The following is a 15,300-nucleotide window of genomic DNA, read 5'->3' on the forward strand; positions in this document are numbered from 1 at the left end:
TGCCCGCGCCCGCGCCGCCGTCGAACCCGGATGTGTGCGCCCTGGGCCAGACGTACGGCGGCTGGCAGGCGGACAGCCCGCAGGCGGCCATCTGCGAGGACGCCTACGGCCGTTGACCCCGAGCCCTGAGCCACCACCGGGGGTCGGCCCGCTGGGCCAGGTCCGGGCACCACGGTTACGGCTGCCGGTCCGAGCGCCACGGACTACGGGTGTCGGCGCGGCGGTCCGAGCGTGTCCCCTCCCGCTCCGCGCTCCTGCCCCGGGCTACGTCCGGACGCCCCGTTCGATCCCTCCCCGCCCGGCCCTTCTCGGTCCAGCCTCGACTCCAGGCGGCCGATGCCGGCCCGGATTCCGTCGCCGTAGGCGTCGTCGCCGAGGACGCCCACGCTGTCCCGCGCCACGCCCAGATGGCCCCGGGCCGCCTCCGAGCGGCCGAGCTTCGCGTAGTCGGCGGCGAGGTTCAGGTGCAGGGACGGGTAGAAGGTCCGCACCGCGAGGGACCGGTGGCGCTCCGCCGCCCGCGCCTGCGTGAGTTCGTCCGCCGCCGACAACGCCCGTAGATCCCAGGCCAGTTCGTCCGACGGGTCGTCCTGCGCGTCGGCCATGTAGTGCGCGAGCGTGCAGCGGTGGAGCGCGTCGCCCTCCTCGCCGATCTCCGCCCACAGGTCCAGGAAGCGGCCCCGGGCCTCCTCACGGTCGCCGCCGTGGAGAAGCATGACGACCTGTCCGATCCTGGTCATCATCGTGTCCGCCGCCGCCTGCTCCTGTCGCTCCGCCACCGCGTCGCCCTCCGCCCGCTCGTCCGCCGGCCGGCGCGCCCGCGCCTGCCGCTGCCACGTCTTCCGACGCTAATGGCAGGCACGGACAATCGAGCTCAGGCGGCCCCGTGGACCACTGGGCCACCCCGGTGACGGCCTCGTACGCCCTCAGCCGAGGTCGGGAATCCGCCAGTCGATCGGGGCGTGCCCCTGCTTGGCGACCGCCTCGTCGATCTGGGTGAAGGGCCGCGAGCCGAAGAACTTCTTCGCGGACAGCGGCGAGGGATGCGCGCCCTTGACCACGATGTGCCGCTCCTCGTCGATCAGCGGCAGCTTCTTCTGCGCGTAGTTGCCCCACAGGACGAACACCGCCGGGTCGGGCCGGTCGGCCACGGCCCGGATCACCGCGTCCGTGAACTTCTCCCAGCCCTTGCCCTTGTGCGAGTTGGCCTCTCCGGAGCGCACCGTCAGCACCGCGTTGAGCAACAGGACGCCCTGCTCGGCCCACGGCAGCAGATAGCCGTTGTCCGGCACCGGGTGGCCGAGCTCTTCCTTCATCTCCTTGTAGATGTTCCGCAGGGAGGGCGGTGTCTTCACACCGGGGCGGACCGAGAAGCACAGGCCATGGCCCTGGCCCTCGCCGTGGTACGGGTCCTGGCCGAGGACGAGCACCTTCACGCGCTCGTACGGCGTCGCGTCGAGCGCGGCGAAGACCTCGTCGCGCGGCGGGTAGACGGGCCCCTTCTCGCGCTCCTCCTCGACGAACTCGGTGAGCTCCTTGAAGTAGGGGCTCTGCAGCTCTTCGCCCAGGACGCCGCGCCAGGACTCGGGCAGCATGGCGGTGTCGGTCACGTGAACTTCCTTACATCTGCGGTCGATTCCGGTCCCCAGAACCTACCGCTGCCCACTGACAATCGGACCGGCTACCGGTCGGCTACCCGTCGGCTCCCCCGCTACCAGCTGGTCTTGCGGGCCAGCTCCCACACCATCATGATCGTCGACGGGTCGATGGAGCGCTCGACGCCGGAGATCTCCTCACTGGCGGCGACGTACTGCTTGCCCTGCCACAGCGGCAGCAGCCGCGCGTCGTCCACCAGGATGTCCTGGGCCTTCTTGAACTGCTCGACGACGTCCCCGCGGTCGCTCTCACGGCGCGACTCGGGCAGCAGCACGTCCGTGATCCGGGGGGACTTGTACGGCGTACCGAGGGCGTTCTGCTCGCCCACGAACGGCGCGATGAAGTTCTCGGCGTCCGGGAAGTCGGGGAACCAGCCACGGCCGAACACGGGGTACTCGCCCTTGCGGTAGCCCGCCTCGTACGTCTTCCAGGGGCGGCCCTTGACGGTGACGCTGAACAGGCCGGTCTCGTTGAGCTGGCGTCTGAGCTCCTCGAACTCCGCCTTGGTCGTGGAGCCGTACCGGTCCGTCGTGTACCAGAGGGTGAGCGGCACCCGTTCGGCGATGCCCGCCTCCAGGAGGATCTGGCGGGCCTTGGAGGTGCTGGGGGCGCCGTAGTCGTCGAAGAAGCCCGTGGTGTGGCCGGCCAGTCCGCTCGGGACCATGGAGTACAGCGGCTCGACGGTGTCCTTGTAGACGGTGTGGGCGATGGTCGGCCGGTCGACGACCTGCGCGACGGCCTTGCGGACCGCGGCCTTCCGCGCCCAGCGGTCCTTCGGGTTGAACACCAGGTAGCGGATCTCCGTGCCCGCGGTCTCCACCAGCTGCAGGTCGTCCTTGCTCCGCCGGCCCTGAAGGTCGACGACGTCCGTGGCGGCCAGTCCCCGGAGGGTCACGTCGATCTGCTGTTTCTCCAGCGCGGTGACCATCTCGTCCGAGTCCTGGAAGTACCGGATGGTGACGGCACGGTTCTTGCGTTCGGCGTAACCCTTGTAGTTGTCGTTACGGACGAGCCTGGCTTCCTGCCCCTCCTCGTAGGACTGCAGGCCGTACGGTCCCGACCCGGTGACCTTGCCGTCCTCGCGCAGGGCGTCGGCCGGATACTCCTCGGGGTCGACGATCGACATGGCGGGTGTGGCGAGCACGAACGGGAACGTGGCGTCGGGCTTGTTGAGGCGGAAGACGACCTCGCGGTCACCCTTGGTGTCGACCCGGTCCAGGCTGCCGAGGAGCCCCGCGGGGCCGCCGGCCACGGCGATCTTCCGGATGCGGTCGATGGAGTACTTCACGGCCTCGGCGTCCACATCGTGACCGTCCGAGAAGGACAGTCCCTCCCGCAGGACGCAACTGTACGTGCGCTTCGAGTCGTCGGTGAAGCGGCAGCGTTCGGCGGCGTCCGGCTCGGGCGCGCTCGACCCGGCCGGGTAGCTGAGGAGGGTCTGGTAGATGTTGCGGAACAACTCCCAGGAGCCGTCCCAGGACGCGGCGGGGTCGAGGGTGCTGGGCGCGCTGGTCGTGCCCACGACGATCGGGCCCTCCCCCTCGGAGGAGTCCGAGGAGAACACCCCGCATCCCGTGATCAGGGATATGGACGCGATCGCCGACAAGTGCCGCAGAGACCGGTTCCGCTTGAACACGCGCACGCTCCTCGATCTGCCCTGCCATGAGGTGGGCAGGACCATATCGCAGCGCCCCGCGCGTCGAACGGCTCTGACGGCGGGGCACTTGACGTGCACGAATATCATCTGTGCGGGTGTGTGGGATGTCTGTGGGATTTTTATCGGCTCTGCGGCTCTTGTTTGAAATCAGTGCGGAACATATCCGTCAACGGGTGAAATCTCCGAGTGGAAGCCCCGTGAAAAACCCATGTACGACACAAGGTTTACATCGTCGATTCTTTGCCGGACCGGCCACGCCGGGCGGCCGGGACCGGCGTCGCCCAGGGCACGTCGGCGTTCCGCTCAGGACACGCCGGCGTTGAGGAAGATGCCGCCGTCGACCACGAGCGTCTGCCCGGTGATCCAGTCCGACTGCTCCGAGGTGAGGAACGCGGCGGCGCCCCCGATGTCCGACGGCACACCGAGCCTGCCGAGCGGATAGGCCGCGGCCGCCTCCGCCTCGCGGCCCTCGTACAGGGCCTGCGCGAACTTCGTCTTGACCACGGCGGGCGCGATCGCGTTGACCCGCACCAGGGGCGCGAACTCGTGCCCCAGCTGAAGGGTGAGGTTGACCATGGCGGCCTTGCTCATGCCGTACGCCCCGATGAACGGCGAGGCCGAGACGCCCGCGAGGGAGGCGATGTTGACGATCGCGCCGCCGTTCGCGCTCTGCCACGCCTTCCACGTCCGCTGGGCGAAGCCGAGCGCGGAGACGACGTTGGTCTCGAACACCTTCCGTGCCACGTTCAGGTCGAGGTCGGCCATCGGCCCGAACACCGGGTTCGTACCGGCGTTGTTGACCAGGAAGTCGATGCGGCCGAACGCCTCCATCGTGCGCTCGACGGCGACGGCCTGGTGGGCCTCGTCGTGGGCCTTGCCCGCGACACCGATGACACGGTCGGCGCCGAGCCGCTCGACGGCCTCCTTCAGCGCGTCCTCGTTGCGGCCGGTGATGCACACCCGGTCGCCGCGGGCGAGCAGTGCCTCGGCGATGCCGTAACCGATGCCGCGGCTGGCACCGGTGACGAGGGCGACCTTGCCCGAGAGTTCCACAGTGGTCATGTCCTCAGTCCTCGATCCTCGGTCCACGGTCCTAGTTGAGCGGTCCGCCGGCCACGTACAGCACCTGGCCGGAGACGAATCCGGCGTCGTCGCCCGTGAAGAAGGCGATCGCATTGGCGATGTCGTCCGGGTTGCCCACGCGCTGGACGGGGATCTGGGTGGCGGCCGCGGCCTGGAACTCCTCGAAGCCCATGCCGACCCGCTCGGCGGTGGCGGCTGTCATGTCGGTCACGATGAAGCCGGGCGCCACGGCGTTCGCGGTGACGCCGAACTTGCCGAGCTCGAACGCGAGGGTCTTTGTGAAGCCCTGCAGACCGGCCTTGGCGGCGGAGTAGTTGACCTGGCCGCGGTTGCCGAGCGCCGAGGACGAGGAGAGGTTGACGACCCGGCCGAACTTGGCTTCCACCATGTGCTTCTGGACGGCCCGCGTCATCAGGAAGGAGCCGCGCAGGTGCACGTTCAGGACCGTGTCCCAGTCGGACACGCTCATCTTGAACAGCAGGTTGTCGCGGAGCACGCCCGCGTTGTTCACCAGGATCGTCGGCGCCCCGAGCTCCTGGGCGATCCGCGTCACGGCGGCCTCGACCTGCGCCTCGTCGGAGACGTCGCAGCCCACCGCGATCGCCTTGCCACCGGCGGCGGTGATCTTCTCCACGGTGTCCTTGCACGCGGCCTCGTCGAGGTCGATCACCGCGACGGCACGGCCCTCGGCGGCCAGTCGTACGGCGGTCGCGGCGCCGATGCCGCGCGCGGCACCGGTGACTACGGCGACGCGCTGCTCAGTGGTGGACATTGCTGGTTCTCCTCGCCCTTGGAAAAGCCCTGGAAGCGGCTCTCACGGTACGCCCCTGGTGAGCGACCGCTTAGTACCTTCAGCAGACGAGACGCTAGAAGCCTTGGCACCCAGTGTCAACGGCAAGCCGCTTCCGTGTGATCCACTACCCGGCCGACAGGTGATCCATTACGGGACCAGCAGGGTGTTCCCTTACTTGACCAGCAGGTCGAGCAGCCGTGCCGTCTCGGCCGCGGGATCCGCCGTGAGGCCGGTGTGGACGGGCCCCGGCTGCACGACCGTGGACCGGGGCGCGATCAGCCAGCGAAAGCGCCGCCCGGCGTCGTCACCCGCGGCCTGTCCGGCCGCGGCGCCTCCGGCGCAGACGCTCTCGACGGCCCGCAGGGCGGCTCGCACGGCCGATGCGTCCGCCTCCGGGTCGAGGGCGCGCAGCTTGGTCTCGTCGAGGTGGGTGCGGGCGGCCACGAAGGTCTTCGCGCGGCAGTACACGAGCACTCCCGCGTTGAAGCACTCCCCACGTTCGACGCGCGGCACGACCCGCAGCAGCGCGTACTCGTAGACGAAGCGGCTCTCCCGTCGGTCGCGCTCGCTCACGTCGTCCCCTTCTGGATGCGGCCCTGGTTACGGTCCTGGTCACGGCCCTGGTTACGGTCCTGGATGCGGATGCGCTCGTGAACGGTGGCGGCCCGGGCGAGGAGCGGCTCTGCGTACGCGCGCCGGAGTGCGTCGGGCGAGTCGAAGCCCGGTTCGTCCCTCAGCCATTCCTCGGGGATCGCGGCGACCACGTCGGCGAGCAGTTCCTCCGTGACGCGGGGCCCCAACTCCACTGCGGCGGCGCGGATGTCGGGGCCGAAGGGTGCGAGCGCGTGGTCGGAGGCGTCGTACGGCTTGGCCGCCGAGGCCCGGGCGCCGGGCCAGTTGTGGTGCCAGATCATGGTGGCGCCGTGGTCGATGAGCCACAGATCGCCGCCGCGGACGAGCATGTTGGGGTTCCGCCACGAACGGTCGACATTGTTGACCAGTGCGTCGAACCAGACGACCTTCCCTGCTTCTTCCGGGCTCACCCGGTGCGCAAGGGAGTCGAATCCGATCGCCCGGGAGAGAAAGTCCATCCCGAGGTTCAGCCCGCCGCTCGACTTGAGCAACTCCTGTACTTCCTGGTCCGGTTCGCCGAGCCCGATGACCGGATCGAGCCCGATCGCGACCAGTCCCGGCACACGCAGGCCCAGACGACGGGCGAGTTCACCACAGACGACCTCCGCGACGAGTGTCTTGCGTCCCTGCCCGGCGCCGGTGAACTTCATGACGTACGTACCGAGATCGTCGGCCTCGACGAGCCCCGGCAGCGAGCCGCCTTCACGCAGGGACGTGATGTAGCGAGTCGCGGTGACCTCTCTCAGCATTTTCTCAGGCCACCTGTCTTCTTGACCTTGCAATCAACGGACACCTACGGAGGGGCGTAGCAACGGAAATCATCCGTCAACGAGCCTGGGGAGAATCTGGGGAGTTTCGGCCGACCTGTCGATCTCCCCGCTCCCCGAGCAATCCATCGATGGCGGTGCGCCCCTTGCTTCCGGCCTCCGGCGTGAAGTGAGCATAGTAACCGAGGGTGATCGCGGGCGAGGAGTGCCCGAGCCACCGCGCCAAGGTGACGACGGACTCTCCGGCCTCCAGCATGAGCGAGGCATAGGTGTGCCGCAGCACATGGAAACCGTCCTTCGGGGCCGCCGCCCACTGCCAGGGCTTCGCTCCTTCGGCTCGCGGCGGGATGAGGCCGGCCTTGGCCAGCGGGCTTCCAGGTGTAGGTATTCCACGTATTCACCGCGACGGCATTACCGAACCGTGTGCTGAGCAGCAGCGAGAACTTCTTCTCCTGCCTCTGCGGCTTTCCCCGCGGAAGCTCCACTTCCACCGGCGGAAACGCTTCGACATGTAGCTTCAACTCCTCCGCAACCGAAGAGGGCATGTCGACGACACGGGTCTTTGCCCCCTTCGGCAGGGTGAAGTACAGCCTTCCCCCGATCGCCTGTACCTGGCGGCGGACATTAATCACGTTTCTCGCGTAGTCGACGTCCTCCGGGCTCAATCCGAACACCTCACCCTGACGCAGACCGCACCCCAGACCGAGGACGACGGCTATTCGGTTGCGCGGGTTGATCACATCGCTCATCGACAGCCGCCTCCAGAATGGAGGGGAGCTCGGATAGAATGCCGCGCTGGTAGTCGACCGAGGAGACGGTTGACGCCAGCTTGGCTATGTACGCGCGCAGATCCGCCGCCCTGATGTTCTTGAGAGGGAACCGACCCAGGTGCGGAATGATGTGGAGGCGCGCTTTACGCTCCTGGTTGTCCTGAGTCTTCGGAGCACCGCCTCTCCCCGGCGCCCAGTGAGCGTTTTCAGCGTTGCCTCTCCAGGGTGAGGACGGCCTTGGCGATGACGGTCATGCGGTTGGGGCTGATGCGGGATCTGCGAAAGATCTGCCAGGACTTCAGTCGTGCTATGCCGCGTTCGACGGGGGCTCGTGCTTGGGCGAGGGCGCGATTGAGGGTGCGTTGGGTGGGGGTGAGCTCACCGCCGGGCGGGCGTTTGAGACCGGTGGTGACCCAGGGGCCGGCGCCGGTGTAGGCGCGGTCGGCGAGGATTGGGACGCCCTGGCGTTCGCAGATCCGGATGATGCGCTGGGTGCGGGCGGCGGTCAGGTCGTGGGTGCGGCCCGGCAGGGCGGGCGAGATCCACAGCACTTTCCCGGCGGGATCGGTGACGACCTGGATGTTCACGCCGTGGCGGCGGTGCTTGGCGGAGTAGTCGCCTCGGCTGTCGCCGACCCGGCCGCACTCGGCGAGCGTGCCGTCGAGAAGGACGAAGTCTGGTTCGTGCTCGCGCAGGGTCTTCAGCAGGCCGGGTGCGCGGTCGGCGAGCAGGCCGGTGACGGCGGTGACGTAGGCGTGGGCGGTGCCGACGGATATGCCGAAGCCGGCCGCGAGGCGGGCAAGGGTGTCGTGGCTGCGCAGGTACACGAGTGCGACGAGCGCACGCCGGTGCGGCGGGAGCTTGCACCGCCGGTCACCCTCGCGGTGACGATGAGCATCGTGACCCACTCGACCAAAGCGTGAGGCAGGTCGAGTGCGGCAGGATACGGAACCAACAGGGCTTCCGTGCTGCTGAGTTGAGACGTCGAACACCTCTCTCAACGGCACGGGAGCCCTGTCCGTTTCGCACACCCACCGCATGACCCGGTCGTCACTCGATCGGTGGCCACGCTGAAAAGGCTCAGTGATCAACATTTCGGTGCGTCACTTGCATTGGCGTCGGTAGGAACATCGGTACAGCGGTTATCGGTGAGAACGATCATGGTCGTCTAGCACCAACGGAGCTACGAACCTGGGGTTACCCAAGCGGGAGGAAGCCAGACCGTCGCAGGAACGGGAGTGCCGACAGCAGTGAGAAGCCCATCGGGAGCCGACCCACCGCGCCGTTGAAGGACACCTGGCCGCTGGAGAACACCGCGCCGGTGAAGTCAATGTCACCGTCGATGGTGACGCCGGTGAGGTCGAGATCGCAGCCCTGCCAGGAGCGAGGTGTTCCCTTGGGGCGTCGGTAGTGGTCACCGATGAGGCGCAGAATCGTGTGCCGGACCTTGCGATTCGCTAGATAGCGGTGGTGTTCCTCTTGGTGGGCTGGGTCGCCACCGGGGTCGGAGGTGAAGGGGAGCTGCAGGTAGGCGCACAGAACATCAATGCACGTCTGTCGCAGGCTGTCGTCAGGGGCGTCGTCGGCAAGACCTGCTAGGGCGTGGACCCCGCCGAGCCGGACGGCTGGGGAGTCCGAGCCGAGTTTGTCGACGGCTTGGGAGAAGCGTTCGGTGTGGAGGCGGGTGGCTTCGCGGTGGGCGCCGGCCTCGTCGACGCGCTGGCGGCGGTAGGCGACGACCAGGGCGACGAGCGCACCGGCCCCGGCGACCACCCCGAAGGAGAGTTTCACCAGGTCGAAGAGGGTCTTCGCGTCGAGCTTCGCGGTGCTGTCGATCTCCTTGAAGTCCAGCAGCACCACCAGGCCGTAGAAGATGCCGCCCGCGACCACGACCGCGGCGGCGAAGGCGAGGCCCAGCGCCCAGCCAACCTTCCACAGCCGCGACTCCCGATCATTCTGGGCAGATCGTGACTTCCGACTGACTGTCATTAGGCTGAAGACAAGGCTGGGACGTCAGCGGTTGCGGCCCAGCGGATCACGGGTGTGCCAGCACGCCAACGCCTCGGCTTGCTCCGGCGATCGCTCAGAACTTCCACCGGCACGAGCCGGACCGTAGCCAGCCCCCGAGCAGGCCCGGAGCCGATTCACAACCCCAGCGGCGAAGTGGATCGCTGTGCTAGACGACCATGATCGTTCTCACCGACAACCGCTGTACCGATGGTCCCCGAGGCCGTAGAGGCCCGCGGGGTTCAGGGAAACCGAAGTTTCTTCAGCGGGAACTCGCGGGTCGGTCCGTGTGCATCAGCTGGGCGAATCCGTGGGTTCGGCGGGAAACGTGGGAGGGGCTGCGAGGCGGCGGGCTTCGGCGGTGACCTCGGCATCGACCTGGTCCACAGTTCTGTCGCCGTATTCGAGGATGTCGTACTCGTCGTCGAGTTCAGCGAGGCGCTCGGTCAGGGGCAGCTCATGTCCGTGGCACTGGTGAATCCGGAAGGTGAACTCCCGAGGCGTGAGCTCTCTGGCGAGCATGCGGCGTGCGAGGGCTCGGGCAGCAGCTTCCTGACCGGCCTCGCTGCCCACCGGATAGAAGGCGAGGCCGAGTTCGTCGAGTGCTGCGGGAAGCAGGTCGTGGACGTCGTAGTCCGCCTCGGCACGCGTGCAGGCGGCGAGCATTCGAAGGCCGGGGGTGTCGAGTCCGGCGACGAGCGCATCACAGGCGGCATTTACCACGTCGGTCGCGCGGATTTCCCCCATGCCCCAAAGAGCGGCATGGTCCTGTAGAGCGATTGCTGCTGCTTCGGTCGACGTCACTCGTCCATGATCCCTTCTCGGTGCGTCCAGGTCGACCAGATTTCATCGAAGGTCCTGTTCAGCGGCCTGTTCCAGCCGAGCTCGTGGGGAGTCCGCGTAGCGCATCGCGGTCTTCTCGTCGAGCCCGAAGACTTCGGCAAGATGCAGTGGGTCAGGCCCGTGGGTCAGGGCCTCTTCGAGCTGCCGGTCAACGCGGAGCCGTTCCAGGGTGGCGTCCTGTCCCCGCAGCGGAGCACTGATCCAGTGGTTGCTGGCCCGGCTGGTCGTGTTGGCGGTCTGGTTATCGATCAGCAGGTGGAGGTTCGCGGTGCTGGGCCACCGACGGCGCCGGTAGTCCAGCCACTCCACCATGAGCTTCAGAGTGAGGTCTTCGAGAAGCCGGGCGCGTCCAGCAATGGTCAGCCGCGGTTGCCGAGGTCAACGTCGCGTCGTCGAGCATGAGGGCGGCAATCTGGGCCACCCGGGCGGCGTGGACCGCCGCGAGAGCGCGGCGTGGACCGCCGCGAGAGCGAGGACAAGCCGCGCCGCCGGCGTCGTCGCAGCTCCGACGGAGCGCTCGACCTGCTCAGGGAGGAGAGGTTGCAACACGGCGTACTCGCTCTGACCGACCTTGATTCGGCTCGTGGGGTTGCGGAAGATCAGCCCCTGACGCTTGGCCCAGGTGAGCAGGGACCGCAGAGCGACAAGCTGATCACGCCGCTGGTGACCGTGCAGCGCCTTGACGTGGGCGAGGACATCGTCGCGAGTCACCTCCCGCAGGTGGTCGTAGTGCTTCGACCATTCCAGCAGGGCCGGACGGACCTGGTTGAGGGAGAGCCAGACCATGCCCTCCCTGCGCGGGAGACTGCGGGAGCTGCCATCGCGCAGGACGCGGGTCCAGCGCTCGGCTTCCGAGCGAATGCCGGGTGCGAGTCCTTCCAGACGCTCAATGAGCCAGCGCTCGAAGGACGGTTCGCTGTCGTCCTCGAAGATGCCCATCTCCTTCAGGACCGTGACGACGTGGCCGACGGGCAGGTCCAGGGCCCGCAGCGGGGCGAAGATCTCGGTATGCCGGATCACGTCGCCTGAGACGTGGCCGGTGAGGACGACGGCCAGGCCCCGGTTGACGGCGAAGCGGATGTTGCGTCCCCAACCGCGGGCCTCGGCGAGCCGGGGGGCGAGGTACTTCGCCCAGGCCAGCCATGGGCTGGCCATGGGCTGGCCATGTCGGCGTCGACCGGGTCGAGTCGGCTGAAGTCCCGGGGGATCCGGTCGAACAACGGCGGCTGCCGCCAGCCGGGGTCCGGACGCCGAGCCGGCGCGGGAGGCAGTTTGCACGGGGGACCACGCCGTCCTCCCTTCCGCCGGGCTGGAGGCGTCGGTCTTCTGCGGTAGTGCAGCCCGACGAAGAACAGCTGTTGGTGTCGGACGGCGGTGAGCCGCTCCCGCACGTATGCCCCTTCCGCTGGCCGGCCGTCGGCTGTCTTCGCGCCGAGGCAGGCCTGGCACCAGCACAAGCGGCAGCAATCCCACTTCAGTGGCTGGGCGCGACGGCAGCCAGCGCATTCCGCCGCGTCGTGCCCCCGGCCGAACATGTAGCAGGCGGGGCAGAGCCGTCCGCGGAAGTCGCCCCAGGCCAGGCAGCCCGGGCAGGAACTGGTCGGCTTGACGTAGCCCTTCGGGAAGCGTGCCATCGACTCACTCCGGCGGTAGCGACCGGCCGTCCCGGCGCTTGGGGATCACCCTCGGCGCGACGGTCCCCGAGCCGACAGCGGCCCGGACCGTCTCCTCCTGGCCGGGGCGGTGTACCTTCTCCGGCTCGGGGATCAGGAGGTCGCCGATCTCGCAGCCGAAGGATTCGATGGTTGTCAATCCGGTCCCCCCGGACGGCCCGCCGCCCTATGCTGATGGTTCGCCAACAACATTGTTTGGTCTGAGGTTTCGCACGCATCGGGGGACGCGGCGTGAGTACCACACCACCACCACACGCCAGCGAGGCGACCAGGCTGCTCTGCGCGGGCACCTACCTGGATCCGCGGTACCGCGACCAGGTCATCGAGCAACTGCATCTCAACGAACAGCGGATCGTGGCGCCCTCGCTGGGCCTGGACGCGGCCCGCGTCCTCGCCCACGCCCTGCGCGCCCGCCGCCAGGAGCTGCTGTGGGCCGGGCTGATCCTGGGCCTGTGGGTGGTCGGGCTGCCGCTGATCGGCGCACTGCTGTTCATGTTCCTCGTGCCCAGCCTGATGCTCGCCCTCGCCTCGCGGATCCGGGGCCGTGCCGCGCAGCCGCCGCTGTACCGCCGGCTGCCCGCTCTCTGGCTCCGCTGGTCGGGCCGGTTCACTTTCGCCTTCTTCCTGCTCGTCACCCTCGTCGCCGCGTGCGGGGCCGGGAAGGAGAACGATCCGTACGACTCGTCGAGCAGCGACGTGGACGGCTGGGTCGACGCGCTGCTCCGCGTCCTGGCCGAGGCGGCCGGAGGGATCGAGGTCTGGCGGGCCTGGCTCGTGCTCGTCCTCTTCGCGCTGATCGCCCTGTGCATCGCCGTGCAGCGCGGCCGGTTCGCCCGCGCGCTGGACGCCGAGCTGTCCCCGCGGCGCTTCCCGGACATCGCCGGCGACCCCGCCGAGCAGGACGAGTCGCCGCGGTTCCAGCGCCTCAAGGAGCGCATCCGGACCGAGCAGCACGCCCCGCTGGTCATGTACCACGAGCAGCGCCCCTTCTGCGGGGCCGGGCTCGCCTTCGACACCTGGGTGATCGCCGTCGAGCTGAAGCCCGACAAGAAGAAAAAGCAACTGCCCCTGAACAACCGGGCGATCCTGGAGAAGATCCGGCCGCTGCTCGAACAGCTGCGGCAGCCTTCGGAGTTCGCGGGGTATCCGGTCAGGGACCGGCTGCGTCGGCTGGAGATCGACGAGTGCGTGTTCCTGCCCGTCGAGGGGCTTCGCCGGCGCGAGGAGGCGCCGTACCACCCGCAGGTCTTCGAGGAACACCGGGCCCGCGCGGTCGAGGAGGGCGGCGAGCGCCGCCGGCACTTCCTGCGTGTGCGCGTCGGCGGCTGGGAGGAGGAGCTGGTCGTCACGGTGTTCGTGCGCGTGCACACCCAGGGCCAGATGCTGATGCTGGAGATCGCCCCGCATGTACTGCTGCCGGTCCGCGAGGACTTCGAGGACGCCGACCGCACGGCACACAACCACCGGCACAACAACGTGCTCGGCAAGGCCGTCTGGGCCCTGGTGCGGGTGCCCGGGTCCGCGGTGCGCTCGCTCGTCGTCCTGGGCCGCTGGCTCGGCTCCGTGTGGCGGCTGCTGACCGGCGGGTACGCGGGCGCGCTGCCCGACGGTCCGGCACTGTCGGTGCGGGAACTGGGCTCGGCGGAGGACTCGTCGCTCTTCCAGGGGATGGATCGCACCCGCTACCTCCGGAGCATCCAGGACCGGGTGGCGAACGGAGTGACGACCGCGCTGGCCGAATGCGGTTACGAGACCGGCGAGTTCGTCCAGAAGGTCGTGCACAACTACGGCATCTACAACGAGGGCGACGTGCACAACAGCAGTCTCGCGGCGGGCGACGGGGCCACCGCGATCTTCAACTCATGAGCGGCGGCACGGGAGTCGTGTCACGGAAGGGGGCCGGTAGCGATGGCCAGGGACGAACCGGGCATCCACATCAGCGGCGGGGTGCACGGCAGCGCGTTCGCCGTCGGCAACCACGCGCGCGCCGAGATGAACCAGGGCGCGGCCGTCCCCCGGGACCAGGCCGCGGAGGAGCTCCTGATCGCCGTACGAGAACTCCGCGCGGATCTCACGAGGTTGCGGGCATCCGACGCCACGGCCGCCCTCGACACGGCCCTCGCGGAGACGGAGGAGGAGATCGTCACGACCGGCCGGGCGGCGCCGACGCGGCGTGAGCGGCTGCGTCAACTCCTCGACGACTCGCAGGCCTTGGTGGGTCTGGTCGCGTCGGCCGGGGCGGTGGCCGGGTTGCTGGGGATGTAGGCCGGCCTGCTGCCGGCGCGGAGCGAAGGGGGACGGGATGGGCGGTGGAGCGCGGTACTGGAACGACGAGACCCAGCGCTGGGAGGAGGGCGACGGCGGGGGCGGGTCGGCGGCGCCGCCGACACCGCCGCCGAGCCGGCCGGGGTATGCACCGCCCTCGCCGAGCGGGCCGTGGCAGGCATCGTCCCCGTCCCCGTCAGCGTCCCCGCCTCCTCCTTCGGCCGACTGGCCCGGAACCGGTGAGGGAGGCACTTGGCACGGGCCGAGAGCCCACGACGGCTCCGACGGCATCTGGTCGCCGGACGAGCCGATCGTCGGACAGCCCGCCTTCGTCCCGGTACCGGCCCCGGCGGCCGGCGGCGGCAACCGCCGGCTCGTGTGGTCCGTCGTCGGTGGAGCCGTCGTTGTCGTGGTCGCCGTGGCGCTGGTGCTGACGACCGTTGTCGGGGGCGGTGACAAGCCGTCGACCGCGTCGAGTTCGTCGCCGGTGGCCACCGCCTCGCAGCAGAGCGATCCGTACACGGCGTCGGCATCTGCATCGGCATCGGCATCGGCATCGGAGGAGCCGACCGTGGGGGCGTCCGCCTCGGTGCCCGAGCTGGACGCCGGGTACGAGCTGTACGACGACCAGGAGGGTTTCCGCGTCGGGCTCCCCGTCGGGTGGTCGCGCGAGACCGCGCCGTCGCAGTTCGGCATCGCGGTCGTCACCTACGACAGCCCCGACCGCGAGCACCGGATCCAGGTGTACCAGGTGAAGGAGGCCACCCCGCAGGCGTCCTTCGACGAGTTCCTGTCCGACCGGGTCACGAAGGCACCCGGCTTCCGGGAACTCGACCTCCAGCCCCTGGCCGACGGCCGGTTCACCGGCCTGCGGCTGGAGTACCTCGCGGACTCCGTCAAGAACGCCCCCGACGTGGGCATCTGGCACGTCTACGACGCGCGCTTCGTCGTGGACGGCGGCGACAGGTTCGCGATAGCCGTCTACGGCCCGGAGGCGAACGGCGGCGCGGACGAACTGGAACTGCTGGACACCGCGCTGGAGGGCTTCTGCCCACCACACGTCTGCGAGCCCGTCTCCCTGGACTAGGGCCCTTCTGATGGATCTCCGCGGCGTCGCGACGCCCGGCACGCACTCTCGCCGCACCGGGCACAG

17 protein-coding genes and 1 pseudogene are annotated in these 15,300 nt (G+C 69.1%); 3 read left to right on the plus strand and 15 right to left on the minus strand.

The features are described from left to right. Positions 1-203 precede the first annotated feature (203 nt). The 15 genes and pseudogenes from AOK01_RS28880 to AOK01_RS28940 all read right to left on the minus strand — a co-directional run bounded on the left by AOK01_RS28880 (position 204) and on the right by AOK01_RS28940 (position 12,021). Positions 204-779 carry a hypothetical protein gene (locus AOK01_RS28880; RefSeq protein ID WP_055516811.1) on the minus strand — a complete coding sequence of 192 codons (576 nt, stop codon included), beginning with the start codon at positions 777-779 and terminating at the stop codon, positions 204-206. Between the two features lie 147 nt (positions 780-926). Continuing rightward, on the minus strand, positions 927-1,610 hold the full coding sequence (gene ung, locus AOK01_RS28885; RefSeq protein WP_055516813.1) for a uracil-DNA glycosylase: 684 nt from the start codon (positions 1,608-1,610) through the stop codon (positions 927-929). Positions 1,611-1,711: 101 nt separating this feature from the next. After that, positions 1,712-3,292, minus strand: a complete 1,581-nt coding sequence (locus tag AOK01_RS28890) for an ABC transporter substrate-binding protein (protein ID WP_055516814.1) — start codon at positions 3,290-3,292, stop codon at positions 1,712-1,714. Positions 3,293-3,616: 324 nt separating this feature from the next. Further along, complete coding sequence (locus AOK01_RS28895) at positions 3,617-4,375, minus strand: SDR family oxidoreductase (RefSeq protein ID WP_055516816.1); 759 nt, start codon at positions 4,373-4,375, stop codon at positions 3,617-3,619. Positions 4,376-4,406: 31 nt separating this feature from the next. After that, positions 4,407-5,168, minus strand: coding sequence for a 3-oxoacyl-ACP reductase FabG (fabG, locus tag AOK01_RS28900; RefSeq protein WP_055516818.1), 762 nt, complete (start codon positions 5,166-5,168; stop codon positions 4,407-4,409). 192 nt (positions 5,169-5,360) lie between these two features. Next, positions 5,361-5,762 carry a DUF3037 domain-containing protein gene (locus AOK01_RS28905; protein WP_055516820.1) on the minus strand — a complete coding sequence of 134 codons (402 nt, stop codon included), beginning with the start codon at positions 5,760-5,762 and terminating at the stop codon, positions 5,361-5,363. Continuing rightward, positions 5,759-6,571 (minus strand): HipA family kinase, encoded by an 813-nt coding sequence (locus AOK01_RS28910; protein ID WP_055516822.1) that lies wholly within the window; start codon positions 6,569-6,571, stop codon positions 5,759-5,761. The genes AOK01_RS28905 and AOK01_RS28910 overlap by 4 nt, the downstream gene beginning before the upstream one ends. Positions 6,572-6,647: 76 nt before the next feature. Continuing rightward, positions 6,648-6,845 carry an integrase gene (locus AOK01_RS28915; protein WP_245702457.1) on the minus strand — a complete coding sequence of 66 codons (198 nt, stop codon included), beginning with the start codon at positions 6,843-6,845 and terminating at the stop codon, positions 6,648-6,650. A 419-nt stretch (positions 6,846-7,264) separates the two neighbouring features. Next, complete coding sequence (locus AOK01_RS46650) at positions 7,265-7,489, minus strand: hypothetical protein (protein WP_079103841.1); 225 nt, start codon at positions 7,487-7,489, stop codon at positions 7,265-7,267. A 76-nt stretch (positions 7,490-7,565) separates the two neighbouring features. Beyond that, positions 7,566-8,314: pseudogene (locus tag AOK01_RS28920) on the minus strand (transposase). 242 nt (positions 8,315-8,556) lie between these two features. Next, positions 8,557-9,348 carry a hypothetical protein gene (locus AOK01_RS28925; protein ID WP_245702450.1) on the minus strand — a complete coding sequence of 264 codons (792 nt, stop codon included), beginning with the start codon at positions 9,346-9,348 and terminating at the stop codon, positions 8,557-8,559. Between the two features lie 312 nt (positions 9,349-9,660). Next, positions 9,661-10,170, minus strand: a complete 510-nt coding sequence (locus AOK01_RS28930; RefSeq protein ID WP_245702451.1) for a hypothetical protein — start codon at positions 10,168-10,170, stop codon at positions 9,661-9,663. Positions 10,171-10,212: 42 nt separating this feature from the next. Beyond that, positions 10,213-10,521, minus strand: coding sequence for a hypothetical protein (locus AOK01_RS45440; protein ID WP_245702452.1), 309 nt, complete (start codon positions 10,519-10,521; stop codon positions 10,213-10,215). Between the two features lie 66 nt (positions 10,522-10,587). Then, on the minus strand, positions 10,588-11,364 hold the full coding sequence (locus AOK01_RS45445) for a hypothetical protein (RefSeq protein ID WP_245702453.1): 777 nt from the start codon (positions 11,362-11,364) through the stop codon (positions 10,588-10,590). A gap of 483 nt (positions 11,365-11,847) precedes the next feature. Continuing rightward, entirely contained in the window at positions 11,848-12,021 is a 174-nt protein-coding gene (locus tag AOK01_RS28940) for a hypothetical protein (protein WP_245702454.1), read from the minus strand. A 92-nt stretch (positions 12,022-12,113) separates the two neighbouring features. Between AOK01_RS28940 and AOK01_RS28945 the strand changes: the two genes are divergently transcribed. The 3 genes from AOK01_RS28945 to AOK01_RS45450 are packed head-to-tail and all read left to right on the plus strand — an operon-like array spanning position 12,114 to position 15,234. After that, entirely contained in the window at positions 12,114-13,748 is a 1,635-nt protein-coding gene (locus tag AOK01_RS28945; protein ID WP_245702455.1) for a hypothetical protein, read from the plus strand. Between the two features lie 42 nt (positions 13,749-13,790). Then, on the plus strand, positions 13,791-14,147 hold the full coding sequence (locus tag AOK01_RS28950; RefSeq protein WP_055516832.1) for a hypothetical protein: 357 nt from the start codon (positions 13,791-13,793) through the stop codon (positions 14,145-14,147). Between the two features lie 37 nt (positions 14,148-14,184). Beyond that, on the plus strand, positions 14,185-15,234 hold the full coding sequence (locus AOK01_RS45450; RefSeq protein WP_245702456.1) for a hypothetical protein: 1,050 nt from the start codon (positions 14,185-14,187) through the stop codon (positions 15,232-15,234). Positions 15,235-15,300: the final 66 nt, after the last annotated feature.

This window comes from Streptomyces aurantiacus, assembly GCF_001418335.1.
Lineage (GTDB): Bacteria > Actinomycetota > Actinomycetes > Streptomycetales > Streptomycetaceae > Streptomyces > Streptomyces aurantiacus.

What these genes read in the sequence shown, in the direction of transcription:
- AOK01_RS28895 (WP_055516816.1), bottom strand. Translation starts at nt 4,375, where the DNA reads ATGACCACTGTGGAACTCTCGGGCAAGGTCGCCCTCGTCACCGGTGCC.
- fabG (WP_055516818.1), bottom strand. Translation starts at nt 5,168, where the DNA reads ATGTCCACCACTGAGCAGCGCGTCGCCGTAGTCACCGGTGCCGCGCGC.
- AOK01_RS28910 (WP_055516822.1), bottom strand. Translation starts at nt 6,571, where the DNA reads ATGCTGAGAGAGGTCACCGCGACTCGCTACATCACGTCCCTGCGTGAA.
- AOK01_RS28915 (WP_245702457.1), bottom strand. Translation starts at nt 6,845, where the DNA reads ATGCTGGAGGCCGGAGAGTCCGTCGTCACCTTGGCGCGGTGGCTCGGG.
- AOK01_RS28925 (WP_245702450.1), bottom strand. Translation starts at nt 9,348, where the DNA reads ATGACAGTCAGTCGGAAGTCACGATCTGCCCAGAATGATCGGGAGTCG.
- AOK01_RS45440 (WP_245702452.1), bottom strand. Translation starts at nt 10,521, where the DNA reads ATGGTGGAGTGGCTGGACTACCGGCGCCGTCGGTGGCCCAGCACCGCG.
- AOK01_RS45445 (WP_245702453.1), bottom strand. Translation starts at nt 11,364, where the DNA reads ATGGCCAGCCCATGGCTGGCCTGGGCGAAGTACCTCGCCCCCCGGCTC.
- AOK01_RS28950 (WP_055516832.1), top strand. Translation starts at nt 13,791, where the DNA reads ATGGCCAGGGACGAACCGGGCATCCACATCAGCGGCGGGGTGCACGGC.
- AOK01_RS45450 (WP_245702456.1), top strand. Translation starts at nt 14,185, where the DNA reads ATGGGCGGTGGAGCGCGGTACTGGAACGACGAGACCCAGCGCTGGGAG.